This window comes from Micromonospora haikouensis (genome assembly GCF_000876225.1).
Lineage (GTDB): Bacteria > Actinomycetota > Actinomycetes > Mycobacteriales > Micromonosporaceae > Micromonospora > Micromonospora haikouensis.
The window spans coordinates 591,366-608,961 of record NZ_JXSX01000003.1; the positions used below are offsets into that span (position 1 = coordinate 591,366).

A 17,596-nucleotide genomic window follows, 5' to 3' on the forward strand; every position below is an offset into this window, starting at 1 on the left:
GACGGTGGGCTCAGGCGGCCTTCGCGAGGGCCGCGTACTCGTCGTCGGTGAGCTGCACCTGCGCGGCGGCCACGTTCTCCTCCAGGTGCGCCACCGACGACGTACCCGGGATGGGGAGCACGACCGGCGAGCGCCGCAACAGCCAGGCGAGCGCGAGCTGCGCGGGCGTCGCGCCGTGGTCGGTGGAGATCGCGTCCAGCGGGCCGCCCGGCTTCGCCAGGTTGCCGGTGGCGATCGGGAACCACGGGATGAACGCCAGGTCGTTGCGCTCGCAGTGGTCGAGCACGTCCTCGGCGCTGCGGTCGGCCAGGTTGTAGAGGTTCTGCACCGACACGATCGGCGTGATCTGGCGGGCCTGCTCGATCTGCGCGACGGTCACCTCGGACAGCCCGATGTGCCGGATCTTGCCCTCCTGCTTGAGCAGCGCCAGCTCGCCGAGCTGGTCGGCCAGCGGCACCTTCGCGTCGATGCGGTGCAGCTGGTAGAGCCCGATGGACTCCAGGCCCAGGTGGCGCAGGCTCAGCTCGCACTGCTGGCGCAGGTATTCCGGCCGGCCCACCGGCCGCCAGTCGCCCGGCCCGGAGCGGGTCAGCCCGGCCTTGGTCGCGATGACCAGGTCGTCGGCGTACGGGTGCAGCGCCTGCCGGATCAGCAGCTCGGAGACGAACGGCCCGTACGAGTCGGCGGTGTCGATGAACGTCACGCCCAGCTCGTACGCCCGGCGCAGCACCCGCACCGCCTCCGCCGGGTCCCTCGGGTCGCCCCACACGCCCGGCCCGGTGAGCTGCATCGCCCCGTAGCCGAGCCGGTCGACCTGGAGGTCGCCGCCGATCCGGTAGGTGCCGGAGGCCTTCGCGGGCTGCCTGCCAGCGTCGTCACCCATGAGTCGAACCCCAATCCTGTGCGTGTCGTCCGGTCGATTGTGCTCCCGTACCCCGCCCGCCCGGAGTCAGTCGGCCAGGATCAGGTCGGCCGCCCGCCAGGCCAGCGCCATCACCGGCGCGTTGAGGTACCCGGACACCAGCACCGGCAGCACCGAGGCGTCCACCACCCGCAGCGCGTCGACGCCGCGTACCCGCAGCCGTGCGTCGACGACGTGCTCGTCGGAGGGGCCCATGCCGCAGGTGCCGACGGCGTGGTAGCCGCAGTAGCCCAGCGCCAGCGCCGCCTCGACGATCTCCCGGTCGCCGCGTACGGCCGGGCCGGGCACCGTCTCGGCGGCGATCCGCCCGGCGATCGGCGCGGTGGCGAACAGCTCCCGCATCCGGCGGAACGCGTCCACGAGGACCCGCCGGTCGTGCGAGGTGGCGAAGTAGTTGGCCACGATCCGCGGCGGCGTGCCCGGGTCGGCCGAGGAGATGGCGAGGCTGCCCTCGCTGTCCGGCCGGGTGACCGTGCACAGCCCCATCATCCCCGCCTCGGTCTCCAGCTCCAGCGCGTGGCCCGGCCGGGGCGGGGCCGCCGAGAACGGCGCGATCAGCAACTGGGCGTCCGGGTGGTCGACCTGCGGCGTGGACCGGATGTGCGCCCCCACGTCGTGCACCGGCAGGCTCAGCGGGCCCCGCCGGGTCAGCGCGTACCGCAGCGTGGCCAGGCCCTGCCCGAGCAGGCTGCCCAGCATGTGGTTGTAACCGCCGTCGCCGATCAGCCGGAACTGCGCCGGCACCGACCGGTGCTCGCGCAGCCCGAGGCCCACCCGGGGTCGGTCGAGCAGCACGTCGACGCCGGCCCGGCGCAGCGTGTCGGCGGGCCCGATGCCCGACACCTGCAACAGTTGCGGGCTGGCGACCGCCCCGGCGGCGAGGACCACCTCCGCCGAGGCCGCGTAGTCGACGGTGCGACCGCCGCTGCCGGCCCGTACGCCGATCGCCCGGCCGCCGCGCACGAGGATCCGCCGCACGGCCGTGCCCACCGCGACGGTCAGGTTCGGCCGGTCCCGCACCGGGTGCAGGAACGCGTCGGCGGCGCTGACCCGGCGCCCGTCGCGGATGGTCGCCGTGACGTACCCGATCCGCTCGTCCTCGGTGGCGTTGAGGTCGTCGGACCGGTGCCAGCCCAGCGCCTGGCCGGCGGCGATCACGTCCTCGCAGAGCGCGTCGGTGCCGGTCGCCGACGACAGCCGCAGCGGCCCGCCGGCCCCGCGCGTGGGCGACGCGCCCAGCGGATGGTCCTCCAGCCGCCGGAAGATCGGCAGCATGGTGTCCCACCCCCAGCCCGGGTTGCCGAGGCGCTCCAGGCCGTCCCAGTCGAGGCGGTCGCCCCGGCCGTAGACCATGCCGTTGACGGAGCTGGACCCGCCGACCAGCCGGCCGCGCTGCCACACCTCCCGCCGCCCCGGTGCCGCCTCGGCCGGGTAGTGCCAGGCGGTGCGCCGGTCGTCCATCAGCCGGCTGAACGCCTTGGGGATGCGCACGAACGGGCTGCGGTCCCACCCGCCGGCCTCGACCAGCAGCACCCGGGTCGCCGGGTCCGCGCTGAGCCGGTGGGCCAGCACGCATCCGGCCGCGCCCGCGCCCACCACGACGTAGTCGAACTCCTCCACGCGATCCCTCACTCACCACCGGTTACGAGAATCCCTCAGAAGGTAGTGGTCTGGTCACCGAGGGGGAAAGGGGGCAGTTGCGCCGAGCGGCCCCGGCGGTGGGCCGGCGCGTGCGAGGCTGGCCGGGGCGGGTCCGCGGGCGGGGCGTGGGCCGGCAGCGCGGGAGGGGACGCCGTGACCGGGATGCCGCAGGTCGACTTCGCGCTCGACACGTACGAGTGCATCGTGCTCTACCCGGGCCCGTCCGGGCGGGCCCTGCCCGCCGAGACGGTCCAGCGGTTGCAGGCCGAGCACACCGAGCACATGCGCGCGTTGCAGCGGCGGGGGATCGTCCTGGTCGCCGGGTCGATCGACGGACCCGGACGCGAGCCCGACCCGCCGATCGGCTTCGGCCTGGCCCGCACCGGCTCCGTGGACGACGTGCGCAGCGTCATGGAGGCCGACCCGGCGGTGCAGGCGGGGCTCTACGCCGTCGACGTGATGACGTTCCTCTGCCCGGCCGGCTCGGTGGAGTTCCCCCTCGCCCGGACGCAGAGCTGAGCTGCGCCCTGGGACCGGCGCTGTCGCGATCGTGACGGCGGTCACCTGCCGCGCGCTGCTAGCGTCGGCCACGGCGGCGGGGAGCGTGCCCATGGGAGGTGACACCGGGCGGTAGGATTCCCGGCGCGCGGTCGCCGATGCCCGCCGACACACGACGACTCCGGACGATGATTCCGGTGCGGTTCCGCTCGCCACCCGCGCGGGCGTGACGCGTCGTCGGAAACTGTTCCGCAGTCCGAAAGGGGTCGGCCCGCAGACCGACCCGGAGGAGAGACTAGCCTGATGGGCGTGACACGCCGCGCGAAGATCGTCTGCACCCTTGGTCCCGCCACCTCGTCACCGGAGCGCATCCGGGGGCTCGTCGAAGCGGGCATGAACGTGGCGAGACTCAACTTCAGCCACGGCAGCCACGCGGACCACGAGGCGGTCTACCGACTCGTCCGCGAGGCCGCCGACGCCGCCGGCCGGCCGGTGGCCGTGCTCGCCGACCTCCAGGGCCCGAAGATCCGGCTCGGCCGGTTCGCCGACGGCCCGCACGAGTGGCGCACCGGCGACTCGGTCGTGATCACCGGGGACGACATCCTCGGCACGAAGGAGCGGGTCTCCTGCACCTACCGCAAGCTGCCGCAGGAGGTGAAGGCCGGCGACCGGCTGCTCATCGACGACGGTCGGGTGGCCGTCGAGGTCAGCGAGGTCGTCGGCAACGACATCCGCTGCCTGGTCACCGAGGGTGGCCCGGTCTCCAACAACAAGGGCGTCTCGCTGCCGAACGTGGCGGTCAGCGTCCCGGCCCTGTCGGACAAGGACGCCGAGGACCTGCGCTTCGCCCTCGGCCTGGGCGTCGACATGATCGCGTTGTCCTTCGTCCGCTCGGCAGAGGACATCAAGCTCGTCCACAACATCATGGACGAGGAGGGCGTCCGCCGCCCGGTGCTGGCCAAGGTCGAGAAGCCGGAGGCGGTCGACCACCTGGAGGCGATCGTCCTGGCCTTCGACGGCGTCATGGTCGCCCGCGGCGACCTCGGCGTCGAGCTGCCGCTGGACCAGGTCCCCCTGGTGCAGAAGCGCGCCGTGCAGCTGTGCCGGGAGAACGCCAAGCCGGTCATCGTGGCCACCCAGATGCTCGACTCCATGATCGAGAATTCGCGGCCGACCCGCGCCGAGGCGTCCGACGTGGCCAACGCGGTGCTCGACGGCGCGGACGCGGTGATGCTCTCGGGCGAGACCAGCGTCGGCAAGTACCCGGTGCTCACGGTCAGCACCATGGCCAAGATCATCACGACGACCGAGGCCGGCTCGATCGGGGTGCCCCGGCTCCAGCACGACCCGCGCACCCACGGCGGGGCGCTCACCGTCGCGGCGTCCTCGATCGCCCGGGCCATCGGCGCGAAGGCCCTCGTCGCCTTCTCGCAGACCGGCGACACCGTCAAGCGGCTCAGCCGGCTGCACTGCGACCTCCCGCTGTGGGCGTTCACCCCGGTGCCCGAGGTGCGCAGCCAGCTCGCCCTCTGCTGGGGCGTCGAGACGTTCCTGATGCCGTTCGTCGAGCACACCGACGACATGTTCCGCCAGGTCGACCAGGCGCTGCTCGGCCTCGACCGGGCCAACCCCGGCGACTACGTGGTCATCGTCGCCGGCAGCCCGCCGGGCACCCCCGGCTCCACCAACACCCTGCGCGTGCACCAGCTCGGCTCGCTGGTCGACGCGGCCTCCGCGCGGGCGTTGCAGTGACCGACGGGGCGACCGTCGGCCAGGCGGCCGTCGACCAGCTGCTGGAGGTCCTCGACCTCGAACACACCGGCGCGATGGCCTTCCGGGGGATGAGCCCCCCGGTCGGCCCGCAACGGGTGTACGGGGGTCAGGTCGCCGGTCAGGCCCTGGTCGCCGCCGGCCGCACGGTCGCCCCCGAACGGTTCGTCCACTCCCTGCACGGCTACTTCGTCCGCCCCGGCGACCCGGCCGAGCCGATCGCATACCAGGTGGAGAACGTCCGCGACGGCCGGTCGTTCTCCGTGCGCCGGTCGGTGGCGCTCCAGCACGACAAGCCGATCTTCTTCATGTCGGCGTCGTTCCAGCGGCACGAGGAGGAGGGGCTCGACCACCACGCCCCCACCCCGCCCGACGTGCCGGCCCCCGACGACGTGCCCACCATGAGCGACCGCCTCGCCCGCTACCCCGAGCGGCTCGGCATCTGGGGGCAGATCCCCCGCCCCATCGACGTGCGCTATGTCGGCGAGCCCGGCTGGGTCCGCCCCGGCGACCGCCCCGCCGACCCCCACCAGCGGGTGTGGATGCGCATCGACGGCAAGCTCCCCGACGACCCGCTGCTGCACGCCTGCGCCCTGACGTACGCCTCCGACCTGACTCTGCTGGACTCGGTGCTGTCGGTGCACGGCGAGGTCTGGGGCCCCGGCGGCGTGGTCGGCGCGAGCCTCGACCACGCCCTGTGGTTCCACCGGCCGTTCCGGGCCGACGAGTGGTTCCTCTACGACTGCTGGAGCCCGTCGGCCTCCGGCGCCCGAGGGCTGGCCACCGGCCGGATGTTCACCACCGACGGCCGGCACATCGCCAGCGCCGTGCAGGAGGGCCTGCTGCGCCGCGTCGGCGGCTGAGCAGAGCCGGCGGCTGACCGGGGAGGCCCCCGGCCACCGGTCAGAAGCTGCTGACGAGCTTCACGAACGCCTCGTCGATCGTCGCCGGGTCGGTGGCGTCGAACGCCTTGCCGGCGCTGGCCCCGGCGATCCGGTCCAGCGCGGCCAGGTCGGACTCCCGGTCGAACGCCACGCAGAAGACCTTCACCGGCCGGTCCGGGTCCAGCTCGATGTCGGCGAGCAGCCGGTCGAGGTCGTTGTCCTTCGGATACTCGTTCTTGCCGTCGGTGAGCACCACCACCGCGTTGATCCGGTCGGGGTCGTAGTCGGCGAGCAGCCGGCGGTGCGCGGCGCGGACCGTCGCGTACAACGCGGTGTTGCCGCCCACCCGCAGCCCGGTGAGCCGGCGCGCGAACGCGGCCCGGTCGTACGGGCCCAGCCGGACCTCCTCGCTGTACGGCTTCCCCGGCCGCTGCGGCGTCTCCGACGAGAACGACCACAGCGCCACCCGGTCGGCGGAGTTGAGCAGGCCGACGCCCCGGTCGACGGCGGTGGTGGCCACCTGGAACCGGGTGCGGCTGCCCACCTTGGCGTTCATCGAGCCGGAGGTGTCCACGGCGAGCAGGATGTTCGCCTTCTTGCGCAGCGTGCCCCAGCCGCGCAGGATCGCGTCGACCACCTCGGGCGCCGGCGGGTCGAAGTAGGTCAGCTGCCCGTCCGCGCCGCCCCGGACGGCGGCGACCAGCGCGTCCGACGCCCGCCGCTCGTGGTCGCGGAAGCCGAGGTCGGCGAAGCTGCGCTGCTGCGGGCCGGCTTGGAGGAAGGCCAGGAAGTCCTGGGCCGCCGCCTGCTGCGCCGCATCGGCCGAGGGCAGCACGACGTACGGGTGGTCGAGGTTGAACGTGCCCTCGCTGGGGTGCACCGCCACCAGCGGCACCCGCGGCTTCTGCCCCGGGGTGGGGCTGAGCTGCCCCTCGTTGTACTGGTAGACCAGCTCCTCCTGGACCACGACCGCGCTCATGTCCCGGGCCCGCGCGTCGCCGGCCCCGCCCGCAGCCGCCCCGCCCAGGTCCGCCTCGGCGAGGTCGCGCAGCAGGTCCACCGAGTCGTCGCTGTAGTGCGAGACGTTCGCCTCGATCCGGCGCACGAACTGGGTCACCGCGGGCTTCGCCAGGTCGGCCTTCGTCAGGTCGCTGGACCGCCGCACCGCCGCGTAGTAGGTGGCGATGGTGGCCGCCAGCCCCGACGTGGACAGGTTCGGGTTGTCCTTGCCGAAGGTGAACCGGCCCCACTCGGGCCGCCCGAAGGCCGCCCAGCCGGCGTCGCCGGAGAGCCCGAGGACGTCCGCCCAGCCGAGCCTGCCGCGCTGGCGCACCAGCTCGCCCTTCTCCAGGGGCATCGCGATGACCAGCGGGCTGTTGGCGATCGACGGGTACCGGCCGGGGGTCTGCGCCGCCCGGCCCGCCTGCTCGTCGAGCAGCCGCAGCCGGCCCGTCCACAGCGACGACGTTGGCAGCCACACCTGCGGGGCCGGGACGCCCGGCTGCCGGCCGGACCAGTTCCCCGCCGCCAGGGCCTCCATCGCCTTGCCCGAGTTGAGCCCGTGCACGGTCACCTCGGCGCAGCGCCCGCCGAAGCGCCGGTCGGCGGCGTTGTACCGGGCGGCGAGCTGGGCGACCAGGTCGGCCTTCTCCGTCGAGGAGTTCACCTCCAGCGCCACGCACCCGGAGCGGTCCGGGCCGGGGGTGGGCCGCACGATCACGTACGCCGCGGCGATGACCGCGAGCCCGGCGACGACGGCCACGGTGTACGGCAGCCACGGCCGGGCGGAACGCTGGCCGGCGGTCATCGGCTCCTCCAGGGGTGCGGGTCGGGCGGGGACATCGGCGTCGCGCCGGTGCCCTCCCGGGGCGGGGCGGCCGGCGGCAGCGCCGTGGCGAGCAGCAGGCGCACGCCGTAGACCACGACGAACGTGACCGCCCCGACGCCGGCGGCGGTGCCCACGGCGGTGGACGCGACGTACCCCACGGCGGCGCCGACCGCGCCGAGGAAGATCGCCGTCGAGACGCCCCACGCGTCGGTGGCCTCCCGGCGCAGCCGCCGCGGCCAGCGCTCGGGCCGCGCCCCGTGCGCCACCGGCGGGTACGTCGCCGCGGGCCCACCCGGCGGCTGGACCGGCTGCCACGCCGTCGGGGGCGGTGGTTGCCAGGCCGTCGGGGGTGGTGGCTGCCAGTCCGTCGGGGTGTGCGCCGCCGGCTGGCGGGGGACCGGCTGGGTGGCCGCCGCGTCGGTGCCCTGTTGCAGGGCCGCCCGGATCGGCACCGGCGCGCCGCCGCGCGGGCCGTGCCCCAGCAGCCGCAGCAGGACCTGGTCGGCCGGCGGCCGGGCCCGGTGGTCCTTGTCCAGGCACCGTTCGACCAGCTCCGCCAGCGGGCCGGAGAAGCCGGTCAGGTCCGGCGGGTCGTGCAGCACCCGGTGCATCACCGCCGCGACCGCCCCGGTGCCGAACGGCGGGTGGCCCGTGGCGGCGTACGCGATGGTGGCCGCCCAGGCGAACACGTCGCTGGCGGGGCCCACCTCGTCGTCGCGGAACCGCTCCGGCGCCATGTACGCGGCGGTGCCCATGACCCCGCCGGTCACCGTGCCGGTGACGTCGAGTGCCCGCGCGATGCCGAAGTCGATCACCCGGGGGCCGTCCGCGCCGAGGACCACGTTGTCCGGCTTGAGGTCGCAGTGCACCACGCCGGCCTGGTGGATCGCGGTGAGCGCGGTGGCGGTGCCCACGGCCAGCCGGTGCAGCACGTTGTCGGCGACCGGGCCCCGCTCGTGGACGTACCGGTGCAGGGTCGGGCCCTCGATGTACTCGCTCACCACGTACGGCGGGTCGTCGTCGACGTCGGCGAAGAGGATCTGCGCGGTGCAGAACGGCGCGACCCGGCGGGCGGCGTCGATCTCCTTGGCGAACCGGGCCCTGGCGCGCGGGTCGGGTGGCGCGGAGAGGGCGAGCATCTTGACGGCGACCAGCCGGCCCTGCCGGTCGCGGCCCAGGTAGACCACTCCCTGGCCGCCCGAGCCGAGCCGGCCGAGCAGCTCGTAGGGGCCGGCCCGGTCCGGGTCCCGTGGGCCGAGCGGAGTCGTCTCCGGCATCGCTGTGGCTGCCCCCATCGCCCCTGGCGGTTCCGACCGCGTGGTGCCTGGGCGGTCGGCGTCGATCCGTCGACACCGGTATGGTGCCACGCCCGCGCCAGCGTCGAGCCCGGCCGGTCGGTGGGCGGCCCGGCCCGTGGGACGGCCCCGGCGGGCCCGGTTCCCCCGTTCGGCTGAGGGCCGGCAGCCCGGCCGGTCGGGCGGGCGACTAACCTGACCGGCATGCGTCTCTCCGCCCGGGTCGACTACGCCCTCCGCGCGGCTGCCGAGCTGGCGGCGGTCGCCGACGGTGCGGGAGCCGCGCGGTCCCGCCCGGTGACCGCCGAGCAGATCGCCAAGTCCCAGGAGATCCCGCCCAAGTTCCTGGAGAGCATCCTGTTGCAGCTGCGCCGGGGCGGCATCGTGCACGCCCAGCGTGGCCCCGAGGGCGGCTACTGGCTGGCCCGGCCCGCCGCCGAGATCTCGCTCGCCGAGGTGATCCGGGTGATCGACGGGCCGCTGGCGCACGTGCGCGGGCAGCGCCCGGAGCAGCTCGGCTACCGGGGGGCCGCCCGCGCGTTGCAGGACGTGTGGATCGCCCTGCGGGCCAGCGAGCGGGAGATCCTCGAACTGGTCACCGTCGCCGACGTGGCCAACGGCACCCTGCCCGAGCGGGTCAGCGAACTGGCCGCCGACCCGGGCGCCTGGAGCTGACCGCAACCCCACCCGCCGCAAGCGTCCCGACATTTAACCGATAGGGACTTGACCCGAGGCCGTCTCGTGCCGCATTGTCGACCAAGTCGATAGGAGATGCCGAAAAGTCAGGGGGCGCTCGTGCGCAAGCTGTTGGTCCTCGCCCTGGTCGGGCTCGTCGCGCAACTGGTCGACGGCTCGCTCGGCATGGCCTACGGGCTGACCTCGTCGACCCTGCTGCTGGTGGCCGGGGTCGCCCCGGCCGCCGCGTCGGCGTCGGTGCACCTCGCCGAGATCGGCACCACGCTCGCCGCCGGGGTGGCCCACTGGCGGTTCGGCAACGTCGACTGGCGGGTGGTCGCCCGCATCGCGCTGCCCGGCGCGGTGGGCGCGTTCGCCGGCGCCACCTTCCTCAGCTCGATCTCCACCGAGGCCGCGGCGCCCTGGATGGCCGCGATCCTGTTCACCCTCGGCGCGTACCTGCTGGTGCGCTTCTCCCGGCCGCTGCGCGCCAGCCGCGCCGCCGGGCCGCTGCGCGCCCGCTTCCTCGGCCCGCTCGGCCTGGTCGCCGGCTTCGTCGACGCCACCGGCGGCGGCGGGTGGGGCCCGGTCGCCACCCCGGCGCTGCTGGTCTCCGGCCGGATGGAACCCCGCAAGGTCATCGGCTCGGTCGACACCTCCGAGTTCGTCGTCGCGGGCGCGGCCAGCGCCGGCTTCCTGATCGGCCTCGGCACCGAGGGCTTCCTGCTGCCGACCGTCGCCGCGCTGCTCATCGGCGGCCTCATCGCCGCACCGATCGCCGCCTGGCTGGTCCGCATCGTCCCCGCCCAGCTGCTCGGCGCCGTCATCGGCGGCGTCATCGTGCTCACCAACGCCCGCACCCTGGTGCGCGCCGGCGGGCTGCCCGGCGGCGCCCAGTGGACGGTCTACGCGTTGCTGGCCGCCGGCTGGGTCGCCGCCGTCGTGCTGGCCGTCCGCGCGCTGCGCCGCACCCGCCGCGCCCGCGCCACGGTCGAGGCGGCCCTCGCCGACCAGCCCGCCACGGCCCAGGTCGCCGGCTGACCGTACGCCGTGCCGGCGCGCGGCCGGTTGATCGACGCGATGTCGGCGACATGGCGGTGTCCGGCCCATCGGATGCCCCCATGTCGCCGACATCGCCGCGCCTGGCGTGAGCCGCGCCTGGCGTGAGCCGGGCGGGCGTGGGCCGGGGCAGGGGGGTCAGCGGCCGGCGGCCTCGCTGAGCAGCTCCCAGGCGTCGTCCACGTGGGCCTGCGTGGTCAGCGGCGAGCCGATCGCCAGGCGCAGGGTGAACCGGCCGGCGACCCGGGTGTGGGTGAGGAACACCCGGCCGGTGGCGTTGACCCGCTCCAGCAGCCCGGCGCTCGCCTCGTCGCCGGCGGCGAGGCGGAAACAGACCAGCGAGAACGGGTGCGGCGCGGCGAGGACGAACCGGTCGTCGGCGCGGACCCGGGCGGCGAACCGGTCGGCGAGCGCCACGTGCGAGCGGACGTGCGCCCGTAGCCCCTCCACCCCGTACCAGCGCAGCACGAACCACAGCTTCAGGGCGCGGAACCGGCGGCCCAGCGGCACCTGCCAGTCCCGGTAGTCGACGACCGCCCCGGAGTCACTCGCCGCGTTGCGCAGGAACTCCGGCAGCACCGTCAACGCCTCCACCAGCTCCGCCGAGTCGGCCACCCAGAACGCGTCGCAGTCGAAGCCGGTGAGCAGCCACTTGTGTGGGTCGAAGCAGTACGAGTCGGCGTACTCCAGGCCGGCGTGCGACCAGCGCAGCTCCGGGCAGACCGCCGCCGCGCCCGCGTACGCGGCGTCGACGTGCAGCCAGACGCCGTACTCCGCGCAGACCGCGCCGATCTGCGGCACGGGGTCGACGGCGGTGGTGGAGGTGGTGCCGATCGTGGCCACCACGATCGCCGGCACGTCGCCGGCCGCGAGGTCGGCCCGGATCGCCGCCCGCAGCGCGTCGGGGTCCATGGCGAGGGTCTGCGGGTCGGCGGCGACCACCCGCACCCCGTCGCCGCCCAGCCCGGCGATGCGGGCCGCCTTCTCGATCGACGAGTGCCCCTCGGTGGACGTGTACGCCCGGTAGCGGCGGTCGACGCCCACCTGTCGCCAGCGGCCCCCGCTGGCCCGGTGCAGCGCGGCGAGGGTGGCCACCAGCGTCGCCGACGACGCCGAGTCCTGGATCACCCCGCCGCCGGGACCGGTGGAGCGGAACCGCTCGGGCAGGCCGAGCAGCCCCGCCAGCCAGTCCAGCATCACCGTCTCCAGCTCGGTGCAGGCCGGCGCGGAGGCCCAGAGCATGCCCTGCACCCCGAGCCCCGAGCTGACCAGGTCGCCCAGGACGCTGGGGCCGGAGGTGTTGGCGGGGAAGTAGCCGAAGAAGCCCGGGTGCTGCCAGTGGGTCAACCGGGGCGTGACCAGCGCGTCCAGGTCGGCCAGCAGCGCGGCGACCGGCTCCCCGTGCGCGGTCGGCCCGGCCGGCAGCGCGGCGGCCAGCGCGCCGGGCGGGTCCTGCGAGGTCACCGGGCGCTGCCCGAGGGTGGCCCAGTAGTCCGCGATCCAGTCGACCACCGCGTGCCCGGCGCGGCGGAACTCCTCGGGGTCCATGTGCTCAGCCATCCGACGAGTCGACCAACTCAGCCGGGTGGGCGCAAGGGACCGGGACGTTGTTGCGGCGGGGAAAGCGGTGTCCTAGCATCCCAGGGGCGCGGAGCCGAACTATGGACGTCGATGCGATGTCCGATCACCGCCGCCAGCGCGGCGGACGCAACCCGGCGGCCAAGGGCAGGCCACCGGGGCCGACGCGTCGCCGCGCCCGCCCGACCTCCCCCGGAGGCATCCCCGTGCACCTGACCGCATCCCGCCGCACCCTCCTGGCCGCCGCCGTCGCGGCCACCACCCTCGCCGCCGGCGCCCTCGGCACCGTGGCCGCCTCGGCGGCCGCCGCCGGCTGCCGCGTCGACTACAAGATCAGCAGCCAGTGGGGCGGCGGCTTCGGCGCCGACGTCACCGTCACCAACCTCGGCGACCCGATCAACGGCTGGGCCCTCACCTGGTCCTACACCGCCGGCCAGCAGGTCACCCAGGCGTGGAACGCCACCGTCACCCAGTCCGGCGCCCAGGTCACCGCCCGCGACGCCGGCTACAACGCCGCGCTCGGCACCAACGGCACCGCGAACTTCGGCTTCAACGCCTCCTGGAACGACAGCAGCAACCCCGTACCGGCGAGCTTCGCCCTCAACGGCACGACCTGCACCGGCGGCACCACCCCCACCACCGCGCCCCCGACGAGCGCCCCGCCGACGACCCCGCCCCCGACGACGCCGCCACCCACCACCCCGCCGCCGACCACCCCGCCGCCCACGGACCCGCCCGCCGGGGCCAAGCAGCTGGAGAACCTCGACCGGGGGCTGATCAGCGTCCGCTCCGGCAGCGGCAACCTCGTCTCCTGGCGGCTGCTGGGCACCGAGACCTCCGGGGTGTCGTTCAACCTCTACCGCGGCTCCACCAAGGTCAACGCCAGCCCGATCACCGGCGCCACCAACTACCTCGACGCCGGGGCGGCGGCCGGCTCCGCGTACACCGTGCGGGCCGTCGTCGGCGGCACCGAGCAGGCGGCGTCCGCGCCGGCGCTCCAGTTCGCCAACGGCTACCTCGACGTGCCGTTGCAGGTCCCGCCGGGCGGCACCACCCCCACCGGGGAGGCGTACACCTACTCGGCCAACGACGCCAGCGTCGGCGACCTCGACGGCGACGGCGACTACGAGATCGTCCTCAAGTGGGACCCGTCCAACAGCAAGGACAACTCGCAGTCCGGCTACACCGGCAACGTCTACGTCGACGCGTACACCCTCACCGGCACCCGGCTGTGGCGCGTCGACCTCGGCCGCAACATCCGCGCCGGCGCCCACTACACCCAGTTCCAGGTGTACGACTACGACGGCGACGGCGACGCCGAGGTGGCCATGAAGACCGCCGACGGCACCCGCTCCGGCACCGGCCAGGTCATCGGCTCGTCGTCGGCCGACTACCGCAACTCCAGCGGCTACGTCCTGTCCGGCCCCGAGTTCCTCACCATGTTCGACGGCCGCACCGGCGCCGCGGTGTCCACCGTCAACTACGACCCGCCGCGCGGCACCGTCTCCTCCTGGGGCGACAGTTACGGCAACCGCGTCGACCGGTTCCTCGCCGCGACCGCGTACCTCGACGGCCAGCGCCCCTCGCTGATCATGGCCCGGGGCTACTACACCCGCGCCGTCATCGCCGCCTGGGACTTCCGCAACGGCGCCCTCACCAAGCGGTGGACGTTCGACTCCAACGCCTCCGGCAACTCCGCCGCCGCCGGGCAGGGCAACCACAACCTGTCCGTCGCCGACGTCGACGCCGACGGCCGGCAGGAGATCGTCTACGGGGCCGCCACCATCGACGACAACGGCCGCCTGCTGCACTCCACCAACAACGGCCACGGCGACGCCCTGCACGTCGGCGACCTCGACCCGAGCCGCTCCGGCCTGGAGGTCTTCAAGGTCGACGAGGACGGCAGCAAGCCCAGCTCCTACTTCGCCGACGCCCGCACCGGCCAGGTCATCTGGTCCACCCCCGCCTCCGGCGACAACGGCCGCGGCGTCTCCGGCGACATCTGGGCCGGCAGCCCCGGCGCCGAATCCTGGTCGTCGGCGGTGAGCTACCTGGCCAACACCAGGGGCCAGAACGTCGGCCGCAAGCCGTCCTCGGCGAACTTCCTCGCCTGGTGGGACGCCGACCCGGTGCGCGAGCTCCTCGACGGCACGAAGATCGACAAGTACGGCACCTCCGGCGACACCCGGCTGCTCACCGGCAGCGACGTCGCCTCCAACAACGGCACCAAGTCCACCCCGGCGCTCTCCGGCGACATCCTCGGCGACTGGCGGGAAGAGGTGATCTGGCGCACCGGCGACAGCCGCGCCCTGCGCATCTACAGCACCCCGACCCAGACCAGCACCCGGATCTACACCCTCATGCACGACCCGCAGTACCGCGCCGCGATCGCCTGGCAGAACACGGCCTACAACCAGCCGCCGCACCCGGGCTTCTTCATCGGAGACGGCATGGGGACCCCGCCCACGCCCAACATCTACCTGCGCTGACCGCGCCTAGGTAAGGTGGCAGGCACCGGGCCGCAGCCGCGGAATCCGCACAGCTCCGGCCCGGTGCACCACACCGCAGCACCCCCGACCCGTCCCGACCGGGGAGTGCCGTACCACCACCGGAACCAAAGTTACGCGGCGACCGCAACGCACCGGTGACGCCGGTATGAAGATCGTGTTTCGGGCGTTTCCAACCGGGTTCACCCCCGCCGGTCCACCGGGTTCACCCCTGCCGGCGCAACCCGCCCGCCACCTTCTCGGCGACCAGTTCGAACGAGCGCACCCGGTCCGCGCCGTCGTACACCATCGACGTCAGCATCAACTCGTCCGCGCCGGTCCGCGCCAGCAACTCCGTCAACTGCCGGCCCACCGTCTCCGGCGAGCCCATCGCCTGCCCCTCCCGCCGCTGCACGACGAACTCCCGCTCCGCCGCCGTGTACGGGTACGCCGCCGCCTCCTCCGGCGACGCCAGCGGCTGCGGCCGCCCCGAGCGCAGCTTCAGGAACGCCAGCGCCGACGGCCCCGCCAGCCACTGCGCCCGCTCGTCGGTCTCCGCGCAGATCGCGTTCACCGCCACCATCGCGTACGGCTCCGACAGCCACCGCGACGGCCGGAAATGCTGCCGGTACAACGCCAACGCCGGCAGCGTGTGCTGCGCGCTGAAGTGGTGCGCGAACGAGAACGGCAACCCCAGCAGCCCCGCGAGCTGCGCGCTGAACCCGCTGGAACCCAGCAGCCACACCTGCGGCTGCTCGCCCCGCCCCGGCGTCGCCACGATCGGCCCCGCGTGCTCGCCGGTGAAGTAGCCCATCAGGTCCGCCAGCTCCCGGGGGAACCCCTCGGCCGACAGCCCCTCCATCGTCCGGCGCAACGCCAGCGCCGTCACCTGGTCGGTCCCCGGCGCCCGGCCGATGCCCAGGTCGATCCGCCCCGGGTGCAGCGCCTCCAGCGTGCCGAACTGCTCGGCCACCACCAGCGGCGCGTGGTTGGGCAGCATCACCCCGCCCGAGCCCAGCCGGATCGTGCTCGTGTGCGCGGCCAGGTGCGCGATCAGCACCGCCGGCGCGGAACTCGCGATCGCCGGCATGTTGTGGTGCTCGGCCACCCAGAACCGCCGGTAGCCCAGCTCCTCGGCCCGCCGGGCCAGGTCGGTGGTGTGCCGCAGGGCCTCGCCGGCCGTGGAGCCGGCCGCGACCGGGGCAACGTCAAGGACTGACAGGGGTACGTCGATCACGCGAGGAACCAACCCCGGCGTCACCCGGTTTGTTCCCGCCACCCCCGTCGCCCGGTAGGTCCCCGCCCGCCCCGGCGCCCGGAACCCGCCCACCCGCCCCGGCCCGCAGCAGCCCGAGCACGAGCAGGCCCGCGCCGATCCCCACCCCGGCCGCCACCGCGAAGCTCGCCCGCACCCCGCCCACCGCCGCCGCCCGCGTCGCCCCCGCCAGCAGCTCCCGCCCCTCCGGCGGCACCGCCCCCAGCAGGCCCGACACGCGCCCGCCGGCGACGGCGTGCGCGACTCCCGCCGCGTCGGCGACCCCCCGCGCCTGCAGGACGCCCCGCGCCCCCGCCGCGAAGACGCTGCCCAGCGCGGCGATGCCGAAGGCGAACCCGAGCTGCCGGCAGGTGTTCACCGCGCCGGCCGCCATCCCGCCCCGCGCCGCCGGCACCAGCGACATCGCCACCGCGCCCAGCGCCGGCGTCGCCAGCCCCACCCCCACGCCGATCACCGCCCCGCCCGGCACCAGCGCCGGCCAGCCCGCAGCCCCGCGCACCAGCACCGCCGTCACCGCGCTGCCCACCCCCACGCACAACAGCCCGCCACCGATCACCAGGCCCGGACGCCGGCCGTGCAGCGCCCGCCCCGACACCGCCGACACCACGAACGCCACCACCGACATCGGCAGCCCGGTCAGGCCCGCGCCGACCGGCCCCAGCCCCAGCACCGACTGCAACCAGATCATCGAGTACGCCAACGGCGCGAACGCCGCGAACGTCAACAGCAGCCCCGCCAGCAGCACCGCCACGAACGCCCGGTCCCGCAGCAACGCCAGGTCGAACATCGGCTGCCGGACCCGCCACTCCACCACGGCAAACCCCGCCAGCAGCACCGCCGCCGCGCCCGCCGCCGCCCACACCACGGCATCCGACCAGCCCGCCTCGGCCGCGCGGATCAGCGCGTACGTCGCGCAGCCCGCCGCCACGGCGAACACCACCACCCCGCCGACGTCCACCCGCCCACCCACCGCCGGACGGCCCGCCGGGAGCGTCCGCGCCCCCAGCCCGAGCGCCACCGCGCTGACCGGCAGGTTCACGAAGAAGATCCAGTGCCACGACACGCCCTCGGTGAGCAGCCCGCCCAGCACCGGCCCCACCGCCGCCGACGCCCCCGACACCGCCCCCCACACCCCGTACGCGGCACCCCGGTCCCGGCCCGCGTACGCCCCGTCCAACAGCGCGAACGTCGTGGCGAACATGGCCGCCGCGCCGAGGCCCTGCGCCGCCCGCGCCGCGACCAGCCCCTGCGCGCCGGGCGCGAGCCCGCACGCCAGCGACGACAGCGCGAAGACCACCACCCCCGCCAGGTACGTCACCCGGTGCCCCACCCGGTCGGCCACCGCCCCCGCCCCGAGCACCAGCGCGGCGAGGGCCAGCGCGTACGCGTCGACCACCCACTGCACCGCACCGAACGACGCGTCCAGGTCCCGCACCATGTCCGGCAGCGCGACCGTCACCACCGTCACGTCGACCAGCAGCATGAACGTGCCCAGGCAGACCGCCGTCAGGGGAAACCATCTGCGCATGCCGACACCCGCGTCTCTCCCGGCCCCGCGCGACCGCCGGTGGGCCGGTGCGCCTCACCCCGTACAACGCGGCTGGCCCGGTGGCGTCACCGGCCCGCCGGCCTGTTGCCGCATCGACGTGCCCGACTGTTGCCGCGCCGGTTCGCCGGCCCGCCC

Annotated in this window: 13 protein-coding genes; 6 read left to right on the forward strand and 7 right to left on the reverse strand. The window is 74.8% G+C overall.

What is annotated here, in order from left to right:
- Positions 1 to 10: 10 nt before the first annotated feature.
- Both TK50_RS24270 and TK50_RS24275 read right to left on the reverse strand, forming a co-directional pair.
- A complete protein-coding gene (locus tag TK50_RS24270; RefSeq protein WP_043967420.1) occupies positions 11 to 883 on the reverse strand; it encodes an aldo/keto reductase in 873 nt (290 codons plus the stop codon).
- Between the two features lie 66 nt (positions 884 to 949).
- A complete protein-coding gene (locus TK50_RS24275) occupies positions 950 to 2,542 on the reverse strand; it encodes a GMC family oxidoreductase (protein WP_043967421.1) in 1,593 nt (530 codons plus the stop codon).
- A gap of 183 nt (positions 2,543 to 2,725) precedes the next feature.
- Here TK50_RS24275 and TK50_RS24280 point away from each other — a divergent pair, with 183 nt between their 5' ends.
- The 3 genes from TK50_RS24280 to TK50_RS24290 all read left to right on the forward strand — a co-directional run bounded on the left by TK50_RS24280 (position 2,726) and on the right by TK50_RS24290 (position 5,694).
- Entirely contained in the window at positions 2,726 to 3,082 is a 357-nt protein-coding gene (locus TK50_RS24280) for a YciI family protein (protein WP_043969319.1), read from the forward strand.
- A gap of 282 nt (positions 3,083 to 3,364) precedes the next feature.
- Entirely contained in the window at positions 3,365 to 4,813 is a 1,449-nt protein-coding gene (gene pyk, locus TK50_RS24285; RefSeq protein ID WP_043967422.1) for a pyruvate kinase, read from the forward strand.
- Complete coding sequence (locus TK50_RS24290; protein ID WP_043967423.1) at positions 4,810 to 5,694, forward strand: acyl-CoA thioesterase; 885 nt, start codon at positions 4,810 to 4,812, stop codon at positions 5,692 to 5,694. The genes pyk and TK50_RS24290 overlap by 4 nt, the downstream gene beginning before the upstream one ends.
- Before the next feature lie 40 nt (positions 5,695 to 5,734).
- On the opposite strand, the gene TK50_RS24295 is transcribed toward TK50_RS24290, so the two are convergent.
- Positions 5,735 to 7,522, reverse strand: coding sequence for a vWA domain-containing protein (locus tag TK50_RS24295; RefSeq protein WP_043967424.1), 1,788 nt, complete (start codon positions 7,520 to 7,522; stop codon positions 5,735 to 5,737).
- Positions 7,519 to 8,820: a serine/threonine-protein kinase gene (locus tag TK50_RS35115; protein WP_063838623.1), complete on the reverse strand. Its 1,302-nt coding sequence runs from the start codon at positions 8,818 to 8,820 to the stop codon at positions 7,519 to 7,521. The genes TK50_RS24295 and TK50_RS35115 overlap by 4 nt, the downstream gene beginning before the upstream one ends.
- 222 nt (positions 8,821 to 9,042) lie before the next feature.
- On the opposite strand from TK50_RS35115, the gene TK50_RS24305 reads away from it, so the two are divergent.
- Together TK50_RS24305 and TK50_RS24310 are read left to right on the forward strand one after the other, a co-directional pair.
- Positions 9,043 to 9,513, forward strand: coding sequence for an RrF2 family transcriptional regulator (locus tag TK50_RS24305; protein WP_043967425.1), 471 nt, complete (start codon positions 9,043 to 9,045; stop codon positions 9,511 to 9,513).
- A 120-nt stretch (positions 9,514 to 9,633) separates the two neighbouring features.
- Positions 9,634 to 10,554 (forward strand): sulfite exporter TauE/SafE family protein, encoded by a 921-nt coding sequence (locus TK50_RS24310; RefSeq protein ID WP_043967426.1) that lies wholly within the window; start codon positions 9,634 to 9,636, stop codon positions 10,552 to 10,554.
- Positions 10,555 to 10,710: 156 nt separating this feature from the next.
- Here TK50_RS24310 and TK50_RS24315 read toward each other — a convergent pair whose 3' ends face one another.
- Positions 10,711 to 12,132 (reverse strand): pyridoxal-dependent decarboxylase, encoded by a 1,422-nt coding sequence (locus TK50_RS24315; protein WP_241774109.1) that lies wholly within the window; start codon positions 12,130 to 12,132, stop codon positions 10,711 to 10,713.
- 224 nt (positions 12,133 to 12,356) lie between these two features.
- Here TK50_RS24315 and TK50_RS24320 point away from each other — a divergent pair, with 224 nt between their 5' ends.
- Complete coding sequence (locus tag TK50_RS24320) at positions 12,357 to 14,639, forward strand: rhamnogalacturonan lyase family protein (RefSeq protein ID WP_043967428.1); 2,283 nt, start codon at positions 12,357 to 12,359, stop codon at positions 14,637 to 14,639.
- A 223-nt stretch (positions 14,640 to 14,862) separates the two neighbouring features.
- Here TK50_RS24320 and TK50_RS24325 read toward each other — a convergent pair whose 3' ends face one another.
- Positions 14,863 to 15,873: an LLM class flavin-dependent oxidoreductase gene (locus tag TK50_RS24325; RefSeq protein ID WP_043967429.1), complete on the reverse strand. Its 1,011-nt coding sequence runs from the start codon at positions 15,871 to 15,873 to the stop codon at positions 14,863 to 14,865.
- Positions 15,845 to 17,440, reverse strand: a complete 1,596-nt coding sequence (locus TK50_RS24330) for an MFS transporter (RefSeq protein ID WP_043967431.1) — start codon at positions 17,438 to 17,440, stop codon at positions 15,845 to 15,847. Before TK50_RS24330 ends, TK50_RS24325 begins: the two co-directional genes overlap by 29 nt.
- Positions 17,441 to 17,596: the final 156 nt, after the last annotated feature.

Bases quoted from the DNA above. Each gene is read 5' to 3' on its own strand.
- TK50_RS24330 (WP_043967431.1), bottom strand. From the start codon at position 17,440: ATGCGCAGATGGTTTCCCCTGACGGCGGTCTGCCTGGGCACGTTCATG.
- TK50_RS24280 (WP_043969319.1), top strand. From the start codon at position 2,726: ATGCCGCAGGTCGACTTCGCGCTCGACACGTACGAGTGCATCGTGCTC.
- TK50_RS24305 (WP_043967425.1), top strand. From the start codon at position 9,043: ATGCGTCTCTCCGCCCGGGTCGACTACGCCCTCCGCGCGGCTGCCGAG.
- TK50_RS24295 (WP_043967424.1), bottom strand. From the start codon at position 7,522: ATGACCGCCGGCCAGCGTTCCGCCCGGCCGTGGCTGCCGTACACCGTG.
- TK50_RS24315 (WP_241774109.1), bottom strand. From the start codon at position 12,132: ATGGCTGAGCACATGGACCCCGAGGAGTTCCGCCGCGCCGGGCACGCG.
- TK50_RS24270 (WP_043967420.1), bottom strand. From the start codon at position 883: ATGGGTGACGACGCTGGCAGGCAGCCCGCGAAGGCCTCCGGCACCTAC.
- TK50_RS35115 (WP_063838623.1), bottom strand. From the start codon at position 8,820: ATGCCGGAGACGACTCCGCTCGGCCCACGGGACCCGGACCGGGCCGGC.
- pyk (WP_043967422.1), top strand. From the start codon at position 3,365: ATGGGCGTGACACGCCGCGCGAAGATCGTCTGCACCCTTGGTCCCGCC.